Below are 12,649 nucleotides of genomic sequence, written 5' to 3' on the forward strand. Positions count from 1 at the left end.
AGGCCCGCGTCCCCGATGCCGTCGCCGTCGCGGTCGACGAAGGCGAAGCGCAGGACCGTCCCCGGTTCGAGCCGCAGGGTGACGCCGGCGGGCACCTCGACGAACTCGGCGATGCGCCGCTCCCCGCTCCAGGTCCAGACCCGCGCGGCGCCGCCGCCTCCGACCGGCGGGGCCGCGGCGCAACCGGCAAGGGCGAGGAGAAGGAGGAGTGGCCAAGGTCGCCGCGTCCGCGTGCGGGCTACGGGGTCCTGTCGCTGCGCACCCCCACCGTGCTCCCTTCGGTCCGCGCGGCGGGGGTCCCCCGCTTCGCGCCACCCCTTCGCCAGGCCGATGTCAGTTCTCTCCCGCATTCCCAACGTGACATCCCTCGTCTCCATGTCGGCTCAGTGTCCTTCTCCGACGACGATGTCCCGCCCTTCCAGGTCGCCGGCGCCGAGGTGCACGGCCACCGCGTGGTCGGGCGCGCCGCGGTAGAGGCCGATCACTTCCCGCGCCTCGCGCGAGCGGCCGACCTCGGCCCGCGCGCCCAGGTAGAAGAAGCCCTCGCGGTCCACCCAGATGATGTACCTCCCGTCGGGCCCGCTCGGCTCGGACACAAACTCCGGCTTGCCGAGCATCGCCGCCTTCTCGTGGAGAAAGGCGCGGTAGCCGGCGAGGGGCCGATCCGCGGCGTCGCGGATCGTGCCGCTGAGGCGCACCCGCAGCGCCGACGGCGCGCTCCAGCCGGACTTCTTGAGCACCGCCACCGTCGGGAGGCGCAGGTCGAGGCGCTCGCCCGCCCGCACCTCGAGCGGGTTGCCGGGATAGAAGCCGAACACGTCGCCCACTTCCAGCGGGCCGAAGGGCTGCTGGCCCGAGCGGCGGCGGACGATCAGCCAGTAGCGGCCCGGCGAGACGCGCGCCTCGAACCCGCCGCGCTCGTCCGTGCGCACCTCGAGGTACCCGGGCCCGCGGAACTGCGTCGAGGCGTCCAGGTAGAAGGCGACGTCGGCCCCGCCGACCGGCCCCGCCTCGCCGGTGACCGCGCCGGCCACCGACTCCCCGCCCGCCGGGACGGCGGCGACGGCGGGCGCCCCGCCGGCGGGCACGGCGGGCACCGCTATATCGAGCGTCTCGCCGGCGCGGACCTGGATCGGGTTGGAGCCGTACCAGCCGAAGAGCCCCGGGGCAGCAGCGGAGAGGTACCAGTTCCCTGGCGCCAGGGCGAGCGCCGCGCGGCCGTCCGCGCCGGCGGTCGCGACGACGCGCTCCTCGAGCAACGCCACCCCCGGGTAGCGCTGCCCTGTCACAGCCGCGCCGGGGACGGCGCGCTCGTGGCTCATCAGCCTCACCCGGACGGTGCCCGCAGCCGGCCGCGCCGGCCCGGCGGCGCCCCGGGACGTCGAGCAGCCGGCGGCCAGCGCGAAGAGCGCGACGAGCGCCGACGCAGATACCTTTGGCGGAAGGAGATTCGCGCGCATCACCGAAAAGAAAAGGGCTGCCCGCGCGCGTCGATCACGCGGGCAGCCCTGCAAACCGCGCCGGGGGACCGGCTACTTCTTCGCGACGGCGTTCGGCTCCTCGATCGCGAGGACGGTGCCGGCCTTGACGCCGCGCTGGACGACCTTCACGCCGCTCGGGAAGTTCACGACCACGTCGAACGTCCCGCCCGGGGCCACGCCGAAGTGCAGCTCCTGGCCCTCCTGGGCGCAGAAGCCCGTGGCCGTGCGCAGCTCGCGCATCCCGCGGAAGTGCTTCTGGTCCTCGGCGAACCCGGCATCGTAGACGCGGGCCGTGCTGCCGATCGCCATCCGGTTGCTGATCGTCCCGGCGAGACGCACCTTGATGAAGCCCTTGTCGTTCTGGTCGTTGCGGTAGACCCGGTTCGGCACGTTCCAGGTGACGACGTACAGGTCCATGTCGCCGTCGCCGTCGAGGTCGGTGAACGCGGTGCCCTTCGTCCGGATGCCGTCGAGCTCCATGAACGGGAACCTGCCGGTGACGTCCGTGAAGCGGCCCTTGCCGTCGTTGACGTAGAGGGTGTTGCCGACCTTGCAGTCGCCCTCGTAGAGATCGAGGCTGCCGTCGTGGTTGATGTCCGCGAAGGTCGGGCCCTTGCCCCACCCGTGCTTGTCGACGCCCGCGACCTTCGTGATGTCCGAGAACTTCCAGTTGCCGTCGTTGTGGAAGAGCTTGTTGCCGCCGACGTAGTTCGAGAGGTAGAGGTCGAGCCGGCCGTCGTTGTCGACATCGGCCCACGCGGCGCCGAGGCCCCAGTTCGGGTCGTTGAGGCCCGTCTCGCGGCCGATCTCGGCGAACGTCCCGTCGTGGTTGTTGCGGTACATCAGGTTCGGCTCGCCGGCGGGGTAGCGGCCGCGCACGACGTAGAGGTCCTGCCAGCCGTCGCCGTCGACGTCGGCCCAGGTCGCCGCCCAGGACCAGCCCGGGGCGCCCACGCCGGCCTTGGCGCTGACCTCGGTGAACTTCACGTTGCCCGGCGTGCTGTCGTTGCGGAACAACCGGTTCTTCACGCCGACGCCGTAGTTGGCCGTGAACAGGTCGAGGCGGCCGTCGTTGTCGTAGTCCGCGAAGGCGCCCTGGTAGGTGAAGTCCTTCGTGGCGATCCCGGCCTCGACCGAGATGTCGACGAACTTGATGTGGCCCGGGGTGCTTACGTTGCGCAGCAGCCGGTTGGCCTCGATCTCGCGCTGGCCGCCCTTGGCGATGAACAGGTCCGGGCGCCCGTCGTTGTCGACGTCCGCGAAGGCCGAGCCCATCGCGAACCCGGTGTTCGCCGCGCCGGCCTCGTCCGTGACCTCGGTGAACGCGATGTTCCCAGGCGTGCTGTCATTGCGCAGTAGCCTGCTGGCGCCGCCCTTGTTCGAAATGTAGAGGTCGTAGTCCCCGTCGCCGTCGACGTCGGCGAACGCCACCCCCTTGCCCCGGCCCTTGTCGTCGGCACCGGAGCTGGAGGTCACGTCGGCGAACGTCATGGCGGAAGCCGGCCCGGCAAGGCACAGCGCCGCCGCCACGAAAGTACTCAGAATCACGAGGGATTTCGACTTCACCATGCTTCGCTCCTTTCGTGCCGACTCCGTACCCGACGCAACCTTAGCACCGCGGAATCCCGCGGGTCAAGTTCTCACAGGGATTAGTACGGGTTTGCCCGCCGCGCAGTTACACGAAAGGCGGCCCGCGCTGCGCCCCTGTGCTATCATCCGCGCGACGCGGAGGGCCCGCCGGGCCTGGAGGGCGCATGCAGGAGCAGAAGACGCGAGAGCCGCAGTACGAGGTCCTGCTGGAGGGGTTCCGCAGGCACGGCCTGCACCCGCTGGGCCTGATGGCCAGCCACCTCTGGCGCAGCGACCCCCGGCACCTGGTCTTCTTCCTGGCGCGCTACAAGTTCTGCGCGAAGATGCTCGCCGGCAAGGGGAGCGTCCTGGAGGCGGGGTGCGGCGACGGCTTCGCGCTGCCGCTGCTGCTGCAGACGGTGCGCTCGGTCCACGCCGTCGACTTCGACCCGATCCTCGTGGAGAACGCGCGGCAGATAAACGCGGAGCGCGCGGGGCTGACCTTCGAGACCGTGGACCTGACAGAGAAGTCCCCGGCGGGGACGTTCGACGCCGCCTATTCGCTGGACGTCATCGAGCACATCCCGATCGAGAAGGAACGGACGTTCCTCGACAACCTCCTGCGCCCGCTCGCGCCCGGCGGGACGCTCATCGTGGGGACGCCGAACGTCCACGCGAGCGTCCACGCCTCGAAGTGGAGCAACGAGGGGCACGTCAACCTCAAGGACGACCGCGGACTGCGCGCGCTGCTCGAGCCGCGTTTCCGCGACGTCTTCCTCTTCTCGATGAACGACGAGGTCGTGCACACGGGCTTCGCGCCGATGGCGCACTACCTCTTCGCGATCGCGGCGGGCAAGCGGGACGATGCCGGCTGAGCCGGCGACTCTGCCGTCGGGGACCCCCCGGACCGCCGTCATCGGCGCGCGGGGATTCCTCGGCACCAGGTTCCTGGCGGCCCTGCGCGCGGCAGACCCCGCCACCGCCGGCACGACCCGCGACGGCGCCGGCGAGCGCATGGTCTCCCTCGACCTGGCCGCGCCGGACGTCCGCCCGCTGCGTCTTCGCGCCACCGGCCACCGCGCCGCGATCATCTGCGCCGGGGTTGGCGCGCTCGTGCAGTGCGAGCGCGACCCTGCGGGGACACGCCGGGTGAACGTCGACGGCACCCTCGAGCTGGCCCGGCAGCTCCACGCCGAGGGGATCGTGCCCGTCTTCCTTTCGAGCGACTGCGTCTTCGGCGGGGACGCAGCGCCGTACGCCGACGAGGCGGCGGCGGCGCCGCTCAACGAGTACGGGCGGCAGAAGGCCGAGGTCGAGCGGCGGTTGCGCGAGGAGCTGCCCGGCGCGCACCTGACCGCGCGGCTGAGCAAGGGCTTCTCCCTCGAGCGCGGCAGCGGGACGCTCCTCGACGACATGGCGCGCCGTATCGTCGCCGGGGGCTTCGCCGCGGCGGACGACCAGGTCTTCTGCCCCACCCTCGCCGGGGACACGGTGCGCGCGGTCTGCGCGCTGCTCGCCGCCGGCGCGCGGGGGACGGTGAACGTCTGCAGCCCCGAGGGCTGGAGCTGGCACGGCCTGGCGACGGCGATGGCCGCGGCGCTCGGCGCGGACCCCGCGTCGGTGCGGCGCATCTCCATCGACGAGCTCGGCGGCGGCGTGCGGCGCCCCCACGACATCCGCATGCTCCCCGAGCGCCTTGGGCGCGAGACCGGCTGCCGCTTCCGCGACATGGCCTCGTGCATCAGCGAGGTCGCCGCCGCCTGGCGGGGGGGGCCGGCGTGAGCAGGCGGGAGCTGGCGGGCGCCGCGACGGCGATCGCGGTCTTCCTCGCCATCAGCGCGTACCTCGGCAGCGTCGACGTCTTCACCGCCGACTACGCGGCGACCGGGGCGCGGATGGCGCTCTACAACCTCGCCCGGACCGCGTTCATCCCGTACTTCATCTGGCTGGTCGCGGGCACGGGCTGGCTCTCCCTGGCGGCGCTGCGCCGCTTCGGGGTGCGCTTCGATCTGGGGTGGGCGGACCGCTGCCTGCTCGGCTTCTTCCTCGGCGCGGCCGTGCTCACGGTCGCGATGCTGCCGCTGGGCTTCGCGAACCTCTACTACCGGCCGACGGCCCTGCTCCTCGCGGTGCCCATCCTGGCCTTCTCGTTCCCGCATCTGCTGCGCGAGGCGCGCGAGGCGGCGGCCCTGCTGCGCGGGCTCCTCGCGCCGGGGCGGCGCCTGGAGGCGGCCGTCGGCACGCTGCTGGCCGCCGCGCTGCTCGCCGTCGCCGCGGTGCTGCTGCTCACGCGCGCGCTCTACCCCGGCGAGGCCTCCAACGACGCCTACGAGATCTACTGGCCGTACCAGCGCCTCGTCGTGCAGTCCCACGGCATCTGGCCGAACGACATCTGGTACATGTTCTACGGCTACAAGACCATGGGCCTGAACTTCCTCGCGATGCTGCTGGCGGACGACACCGCCTGTCAGCTCGTGACCTTCTGCCTGCTGCTCGCGGGCGTCGGGGCGGTGGTCTCGCTCGCGCGCAAGGCCTGCGGGGACCGCACCTGGGCGCTGCTCGCCGGCGTCGCGTCCATCGCCTGCTTCCCCTTCAGCAACCCCGAGTGGGGGGCGTTCCAGTCGCACCACATCCAGGCCGGCGCCTGGCTGGTCGCCGCCTGCTGGATGGCCGTGCTCACGTTCGACCGCACCGAGGCCGACCGCCGCGGCTGGTTCCTCGTGTGGCTCGCGGTCATGGTCGGCGAGGCGCTCTTCTTCCCGCTCTTCCTGGTATTCGTCGCGCCCATGCTCGGCGTGCTCTGCCTCGGGTACCTCGCGGCGCGCCGCCTGCCCGAGACGCGCGGGGTCTTCATCGCCGCGGCGGGGGCCGGCGCGGCGACGGCGGGCCTGCTGCTCCTCAACTACCTGATCGCCGGCATGTTCCTCGAGAACCCGCTGCGCCCGATGTGGACGCTCGCCGACCAGGCGCGCTTCGCGCGGTGGTGGACGCCGCTGTTCCCGATGTTCTACCTCGAGGGATCGGCGCCGACCACCGGCGGCGTGAGCCTCTCGGGCTTCCTGGCGCACGACCTGCGATACTGGCTGCGGCTCTTCCGGGTGGACACCCTCGGCGCGCTCTGGCCGCACTGGGGGGCGCCGCTGGCGCTGGCGGGGGTCGGCATCGCCGCCGCCGTGGCGCGCCCCGCCGCGGTCACGGTCCGCTGGCTGCGGCTGGCGCCCGTGGCGGTGCCGCTGCTGGTGTGCCTGGTCATCTCGGACTCCGGTCACCCCTCCTCCGTCTACCGCAACTACGGCTTCGTCTGCTTCCTGCTGCCGGTGGTGCTCTGCGCGCTGTGGCAGACCGCCTTCCAGTGGCTCACCCCGCGGCGCGCGCGGGCGGCGCTCGGCGCGGCGGCGGTGCTCGTCGCCGCCGGCTTCTCGCTGAACCTGGCGGTGCAGCGGGCGGCGAAGTACCGCCCCCCCGGGGTCCCCTCGCGCTGGTCGGACTTCGCGGGGTTCGCGGCGGGGGAGATCTCGACGCGCGAGGCGCTGGCACGCGGCGACGGCCTCTGGCCGGTGGCCGAGTCCGCGCGGGACCTCGTCGGGATGCAGGCGCGGATCCTCTGCCTCAACCGCCCCGGGGCCGACGGCTCCTTCCTCTTCCCGGGCGACGGGCTCCTGAGCCAGCCCTCGCGCACGAGCTTCGGCGGGAAGTGGGACGTGGTCGTCTTCGGGGGGGCGGACCGCGCGGCGGCGGTGCTCAAGGAGCAGCGCATCGACTACGTCCTGGTCGACTTCTCGATGCCGCTCTGGGGCCTCGTGCCCTTCGGGCCGCTGTTCGACCCGGACCACCTGGCCGAGCGTTTCGACCTCGTCGGCTGGGGCGGGAACGCCTGCGTCCTCACCTGGCGCGGCCAGGGCCGGCAGCCGCTGCCGCCGTGGGTCGCCGAGAACCTGCGCCAGCGGGTCCGCGCGGACGTCCGCCGGGCGGACCCGGGCTGGAACGGGATCTGGGGCCGTCTCTACGACACGATGGCGGCGATCCGGACCTTCAACGAGGGCAAGCCCTACCCCTGGCAGCGCCCCGACGGGCTGCCGCGCGTCAGGGGCTGGCAGTAGGCGGCGCCGGCGCGGCCGCGCGCCGACCGCGCCAGAGCACGTACGCCAGCCCGCCGCCAACGAGGAACAGGCCGGCGAGCGTCAGCGCCAGTCCGCGGCGCAGGGGCGCCGACACGTAGCGGAAGACCACCGCGTGCCGACCGGCCGGCAGCGGCACCGCGCGGTACGCGTAGTCGGCGCGCTCGATGGGGACCTCCCTCCCGTCGACCTCGGCGCGCCAGCCCGGATACCAGGAGTCGGTGAGGACGAGCCACCCCGCCGTTGAGAGCTCCGCCGTCAACGCCACGGCGTCGGGCTCGTAGCGATCCGTCGCGACGCGGGGCGCGAAGGTCGGGGCGCCGACGCCGGCGCGGAAGGCCGGGTCCGGGTCGCGCTCGAGGACCACCTCGCCGCGCATGTCGAAGGCTTCGCTGCCAAGGTACGCGAGCGCGCCGTCGGGGTCCGGGCGGACAACGGCGCGGTGCACCGCGAAGGCGCGCGGCAGGGCTGACAGGTTCTCGTAGATATCCATGTCGCTGCGGTGCGCGAGCCGGAACCGGGGGTCGGCGATCGCGCTCCCGGGGGCTGTCAGCACGTAGCGGACGTTGAGCAGGTCGAAGAGCCGCGGACCCGGGCCCCCGAAGACGATCCAGCGGTCGAAGCGCGCGCCGGAGAAGGCGGCCTGGCCGTAGCGGATGAAGGACAGGAGCTTCCCGACCCGCTCCGGGTAGAAGCTGCTGTACCCCCCGACCTCCTGGATCTCGAACGGGGCCATCGTGTTCACGAGCAGACCGCGGCTGCCGTCGAGCAGCACGCGGAAGGGGCCGGGCTGCCGCTGGAGGAAGTCGATCGAGGGCGTGCGCGGGTAGACCTGCTCAGCCGGCACGATCGCGTTGTACCCCCAGCCGAAGCCGGTCAGGTCGTAGACGAGCAGCGCGACGAGCAGGGAGGCACCGGCGAGGCGGGCGCGCCGGTCCCGCGCGAGGACCGCCAGGGCGCCGAGGCCCACGGAGGCCAGCAGCAGGAGGAGGGGCCGCAGGATCAGCGCCGAGAAGGGGCGGCGCAGGCGCGCGAGCCCTTCGATCGCGTACGGCATGGCCGCCGCCTCGCGGTCGAACCAGCGGATCCAGCCCGGGGTGGCGCCGGCGAACGCGACCAGGGCGCCGAGCGCCGCCAGGGCGGCGGCGCCGGAGAGAAAGAGCGTCCGGCGCCTGCCCTCGAGCCGCCCGAGCGCGGAGACGCCGAGGCCGGCGGCGGCGGCGCCCGCGAACATGAAGAGGAACGCCAGGCGCGTGGGGTTCATCCGGTCCATCCCCGGCACGAGCGCGAAGAACGGATAGTAGAGCACGGTGCCCGTGAGCAGCGCGAGCAGCACGGCGAGCGCGCCGAGGTGGAAGCGCCCGGCCGCGTTCTTGGGCGCGGCGAGCGCGGCGAGCACGCCCACCAGCGTCGGGACGCCGAGGTAGATGCACAGCTCGTTGTAGTTCATGTACTCCTGCGTCGGCAGCCGCGGCGCGAACCCCATGCCCAGCGGCGGGCTGCCGAAGAAGTCGGGGAAGACCAGGGTCACCAGGTAGCGGAAGGGGACGCGCGCAAGCGTGTCGAAGAACGTCGAGAACGTGAAGGCGCGCGCGACGCGGCTGCTGTGCCGGATGAGGTCGAGGTCCGGCAGCAGCCCGACGGCCGAGATCAGCGCGCCGCCCGCGCAGGTGATCGCGAAGCAGGCGGCGACGCGCAGGACCCCCGCGCGCCCCTGCCCGCCGAGGTGCGCCCGCAGCATGAGGAACAGCGCGTAGAAGCCGGCGAGCAGGCCGGCGTAGATGAGGTACTGGATCATGCCCATCAGCGCCATGGTCCCCAGCACGAGCGCCCCGGCGAAGCCGTAGCGCAGGCCCCGCGGTCGCAGCGTGCGCTCCATGAACAGCAGCAGCAGGGGGAGAAAGGCCGCGGTGTAGGGGACGCTCTCGAATTCGAGCCAGACCATGACGCAGCCGTTGAACATGTAGACCACGGCGCCGAAGAGCGCGCCGACGATCTCCGCGCCGACCTCCCGCAGGTAGAGGTACATGAAGGCGCCCATCGCCGCGACGTGCAGGATGAGCCCCCACATGAAGGCGTCGGTGGGCGTGAGGAAGCGGTGCAGCAGCAGCTTGACCGGGTAGGCGCGCCCGGGCGCGCCGCTCATCGAGGTGACGTCGGTCGCCGGCAGGCCCGTGAGCAGGTACGGGTTCCACTGCGCGGGCCACCCGCTCGTGAGCTGGTGGTTGTAGAGCCCCGCGAAGTTGGCGTTCACCGGGTCGGTGATCAGCGTGTTCTGCGCGCGGAAGCCGGGCGGGGCGTACGCGCCCCAGGGGACGTGCTGGTAGAGGGCGTCCCCCGCAAGGAAGACCTTCCCCTGCAGCAGGTAGGGGGCGAAGAAGAGCGCGGCCGCGAGCACGACGAGCGCGAGCGGCCCCCACTGCCGGGGCCAGGTGCCGGGCGCCCTCATGTGCGCCCGGGCCGCCCCGTCGCGCCCCCCCCCGCCGGGGGCGGCGGCCCGGGGAAGACCTCGCGCGGCCGCGGGATGCTCTTGCGGAAGAGGACGGCGCGCACGCGCCGGAAGACGATCTCGAGGAGCGTGTGCATGACCGAGAGCAGGTTGCGCAGCGACAGCGCCGTGGACCGGCCGACCTTGCGGTCGTGCGAGCGGTGGTCGATCTGCGCGTAGGTCACCCCCTCGCCCAGCAGGCGGGTGATCACGTCGGCCTGGAAGCCGAAGCCGTAGGTGACCGGCGCGAAGCGCATGACGTGGTAGCGCAGGTAGATCGGCAGCGCGTTGTAGTACTTGAGCCGGTAGCCGCTGATGGCGTTGACGAGGAAGGTGAACGTCCGCGAGATCGTCTTGCGCAGCCGCGTCTTGCCCTCGACGTTCTCCTGCAGCTGGTAGGGGATGACCAGGTCCGCGGCGCCGACGTGGGAGAAGAGCGTCACCAGCGACTCGAGGCTCTCCGCGTTGTCGCCGCAGCAGAGCCGGTAGTACCTGCCGCTGCCCAGGAACGCGCCGTTGACGAAATTGGACGCCAGCCCCTGGTTCGTCGCGTTGCGGTACAGCCGGATGCTCTCCCCCGGGTGGCGCGCGATCGTCCGCTCGATGACCGCGACCGAGTCGTCCCGGGAGCAGTCGTCGATGACGATGACCTCGAAGTCGCGCCCCGCCTGGCGCAGCGCCGCCACGACGGTGTCGATCGTGTCGCCGATGAACTCGGCCTCGTTGTAGCAGGTGATGGCGACCGTGATCTCGTGCCGGTGCTGCAGCGGGTCGGTCAGCATGTTCGCCGGGGCCCTCTCCGCCGCGGCGACCGGCGCGGGTCACGCGCGGGCCGCCGGGGCTGGGGATGCCTCACATGTCGATGATGACCCGTCCCGCGCCCCCGGCGCGGATGAGGTCGAGCGCGTCGTTGATGCGCTCCAGCGGGAAGTGGTGGGTGATCAGCTCCTTGAGCTGCAGCTTCCCGCGGCGGTAGAGATTGAGGTAGCGCGGGATGTCGCGCGCGGGCTGGGTGCGGCCGCCCTCGGTGCCCTTGAGCACCTTCTCGAAGTGCAGGGGCAGCGAGTAGATCGTGATCTTCTCCTTGCCCTTGGGCACGCCGACGAGGATCGTGCGCCCGCGCGGCGAGGTCGCCTCGTAGGCCTCCTCGATGATGCGCGGCAGCCCCGTGGTCTCGACGATGACGTCCGCGCCCTCGGGACCGGCGATGCGGCGGATCTCCTCGAGGACGTTCTGCTTCTCCGAGTTGATCGTGTGCGTCGCCCCGAACCGCGCGGCCATCGCGAGCTTGGCCTCGACGCGGTCGATGGCGATGATCGGCCAGGCCGCCATCAGCGCCGCGCCCTGCACCACGTTCAGGCCGACGCCGCCGACGCCGCAGACCGCGAGCGACTCGCCGGGCTTGAGCGCGGCGTCGTTCGTGAGCACGCCCATCGCCGTCGTCACCGCGCAGCCCATCAGGGCGGCGACCTCGAATTCGATGTCGGGGGCGATCGCCGTCACCCGGTTCTCCGAGACCACCGCGCGCTCCTGGAAGGTCGTGACCCAGCCGGCGTTCACCGTCCGGTCGCCCCAGCGGTACTTCGGCGCCGCGGAGTCGATCCCCGGCCCCTTGCGCCAGTGCAGCACGACGTGGTCGCCCGGCTTGACGTGGCGCACGCCGGGGCCGATCTCCTCGACCACGCCGCCGCCCTCGTGCCCGAGCAGGTGCGGCAGGAACTTGTCGGGTCCCTTCACCGCGTCGATCTCGCCGATCTGCGCGCCGCAGATGCCGCTGCGGTGGATGCGCACCAGGACCTGGCCGCACTCGAGCCGCTCGGGCAGCGCGATGTCGGCCACGACGAGCGGCTTCTTGCTCTCGACCAGGATCGCCGCCTTCATGTGCCCGCCCCTTCGCCTACTCGAAGAAGATCAGCGAGTAGTCGCCGGTGTAGCCGGCGAGCGTGTAGAGGAACCACTCCCACTCCTCGGGGCTGTAGAAGCAGCGCCCGGTGAGCACCCAGTACATCAGGTTCACCTGCTCCTCCTCGTTGCGGAAGGACTCGGTGCAGATGTACTTGTGCTTGCGGCTGACGCGCTCGATCTCCTTGGCCGCCTTCACGACGTCGAAGGCGTGGAGGTTGTGGATGCAGTTGATCGAATAGACCAGGTCGAAGCTCTTGTCCGGGAAGGGCAGCTCGCGCATGTCCGCCTTCTTGAGGAAGGGCTTGATCTCCTCCTTGGCGTGCTCCAGGCCGTAGTCGGAGGTGTCGATCCCGTGCACCTCGAGCCCGGGCAGCTCCTGGGTGAAGTCGTACGCCAGGAAGCCCTTGCCGCAGCCGACGTCCAGGACCCGGTCGCCCGCCTTGAGGCCGTAGTGGTCGATCATGGCGCGCGCCACCTTGCGCCAGCGGCCGTCGTACTTGTAGCCGCCGTAGCCGAACTTGCGGTCCCCGTCCCAGTAGTCGTAGCCGTACTGGCGCGAGATCCGGATGGCCTCGGCCTTCGGGTACTCGTTCACGCGGGCCAGGTAGTCGCGCTTCGTGGCCTTGTGGATGACGCTCAGGAAATCAACGTATGCCATGTCCCCTCCTGACGGTGCCGGCCCGGCCGCGCTGCGCCGCCGGGGCTTCCGGGTCCAGTGTCCAAGTTGTGAAAGATATCACGGCGGGGCACCCCGATCAATCTTCCGGCGGTCGCGCGGGGCCGCCCCCGCCCGGCGGGAAGAAGCTGCGCCTGCCAAGCACCAGAAGCTTGAGCGCATCCAGGGCGTGCGCGAGCAGCACGAAGTCCCCGCGCGATCCGCTGCGATAGCGCCCCCGCGCGCAGACGAGCTGCCCGCCCCCGACCAGCCGCTGGAGTCGCACGTCGAGGACGTGGCCGGCGCCGTAGCGCTCCAGCAAGCCGGCGGTCGGCAGCTCCTGCCCCGGCGCGGCCGCCAGCTCGCGCACGAGCCGGACGTGGAGCGACGTCCGGCTGAGGTTGAGGAAGATGAAGTAGCCGAATGCGAGGCC

11 protein-coding genes are annotated in these 12,649 nt (G+C 72.0%); 3 read left to right on the forward strand and 8 right to left on the reverse strand.

Annotation, left to right across the window (positions count from 1 at the left end; genetic code table 11):
• The 3 genes from VI078_14120 to VI078_14130 form a co-directional block, all read right to left on the reverse strand.
• On the reverse strand, positions 1-350 hold a 350-nt coding region (locus VI078_14120), incomplete at its 3' end, for a hypothetical protein (GenBank protein ID HEY6000420.1).
• 33 nt (positions 351-383) lie between these two features.
• A complete protein-coding gene (locus VI078_14125; protein ID HEY6000421.1) occupies positions 384-1,322 on the reverse strand; it encodes a hypothetical protein in 939 nt (312 codons plus the stop codon).
• Positions 1,323-1,532: 210 nt separating this feature from the next.
• The gene (locus VI078_14130; GenBank protein HEY6000422.1) at positions 1,533-3,050 is read right to left on the reverse strand and encodes a CRTAC1 family protein; all 1,518 of its coding nucleotides are present in this window, start codon (positions 3,048-3,050) and stop codon (positions 1,533-1,535) included.
• A 185-nt stretch (positions 3,051-3,235) separates the two neighbouring features.
• Between VI078_14130 and VI078_14135 the strand changes: the two genes are divergently transcribed.
• Genes VI078_14135 through VI078_14145 form a run of 3 tightly spaced genes read left to right on the forward strand, consistent with a single transcriptional unit; the run spans position 3,236 to position 7,150 of the window.
• Entirely contained in the window at positions 3,236-3,925 is a 690-nt protein-coding gene (locus VI078_14135; GenBank protein ID HEY6000423.1) for a class I SAM-dependent methyltransferase, read from the forward strand.
• On the forward strand, positions 3,915-4,832 hold the full coding sequence (locus VI078_14140) for a sugar nucleotide-binding protein (GenBank protein HEY6000424.1): 918 nt from the start codon (positions 3,915-3,917) through the stop codon (positions 4,830-4,832). The genes VI078_14135 and VI078_14140 overlap by 11 nt, the downstream gene beginning before the upstream one ends.
• The gene (locus VI078_14145) at positions 4,829-7,150 is read left to right on the forward strand and encodes a hypothetical protein (GenBank protein ID HEY6000425.1); all 2,322 of its coding nucleotides are present in this window, start codon (positions 4,829-4,831) and stop codon (positions 7,148-7,150) included. Before VI078_14140 ends, VI078_14145 begins: the two co-directional genes overlap by 4 nt.
• On the opposite strand, the gene VI078_14150 is transcribed toward VI078_14145, so the two are convergent.
• The 5 genes from VI078_14150 to VI078_14170 all read right to left on the reverse strand — a co-directional run.
• The gene (locus VI078_14150; protein ID HEY6000426.1) at positions 7,134-9,617 is read right to left on the reverse strand and encodes a YfhO family protein; all 2,484 of its coding nucleotides are present in this window, start codon (positions 9,615-9,617) and stop codon (positions 7,134-7,136) included. The genes VI078_14145 and VI078_14150 overlap by 17 nt on opposite strands.
• Positions 9,614-10,438 (reverse strand): glycosyltransferase, encoded by an 825-nt coding sequence (locus tag VI078_14155; GenBank protein HEY6000427.1) that lies wholly within the window; start codon positions 10,436-10,438, stop codon positions 9,614-9,616. Before VI078_14155 ends, VI078_14150 begins: the two co-directional genes overlap by 4 nt.
• 70 nt (positions 10,439-10,508) lie before the next feature.
• Entirely contained in the window at positions 10,509-11,537 is a 1,029-nt protein-coding gene (locus VI078_14160) for a zinc-binding dehydrogenase (protein HEY6000428.1), read from the reverse strand.
• 16 nt (positions 11,538-11,553) lie between these two features.
• Complete coding sequence (locus VI078_14165; GenBank protein ID HEY6000429.1) at positions 11,554-12,219, reverse strand: class I SAM-dependent methyltransferase; 666 nt, start codon at positions 12,217-12,219, stop codon at positions 11,554-11,556.
• Between the two features lie 97 nt (positions 12,220-12,316).
• Positions 12,317-12,649: hypothetical protein (locus VI078_14170; protein HEY6000430.1), on the reverse strand; the 333-nt coding region annotated here is incomplete at its 5' end.

It is taken from the genome of bacterium, from assembly GCA_036524115.1.
Classification (GTDB): Bacteria; JAUVQV01; JAUVQV01; order JAUVQV01; family DATDCY01; genus DATDCY01.

Bases quoted from the DNA above. Each gene is read 5' to 3' on its own strand.
- VI078_14125 (HEY6000421.1), bottom strand. From the start codon at position 1,322: ATGAGCCACGAGCGCGCCGTCCCCGGCGCGGCTGTGACAGGGCAGCGC.
- VI078_14130 (HEY6000422.1), bottom strand. From the start codon at position 3,050: ATGGTGAAGTCGAAATCCCTCGTGATTCTGAGTACTTTCGTGGCGGCG.
- VI078_14135 (HEY6000423.1), top strand. From the start codon at position 3,236: ATGCAGGAGCAGAAGACGCGAGAGCCGCAGTACGAGGTCCTGCTGGAG.
- VI078_14140 (HEY6000424.1), top strand. From the start codon at position 3,915: ATGCCGGCTGAGCCGGCGACTCTGCCGTCGGGGACCCCCCGGACCGCC.
- VI078_14150 (HEY6000426.1), bottom strand. From the start codon at position 9,617: ATGAGGGCGCCCGGCACCTGGCCCCGGCAGTGGGGGCCGCTCGCGCTC.
- VI078_14155 (HEY6000427.1), bottom strand. From the start codon at position 10,438: ATGCTGACCGACCCGCTGCAGCACCGGCACGAGATCACGGTCGCCATC.
- VI078_14160 (HEY6000428.1), bottom strand. From the start codon at position 11,537: ATGAAGGCGGCGATCCTGGTCGAGAGCAAGAAGCCGCTCGTCGTGGCC.
- VI078_14165 (HEY6000429.1), bottom strand. From the start codon at position 12,219: ATGGCATACGTTGATTTCCTGAGCGTCATCCACAAGGCCACGAAGCGC.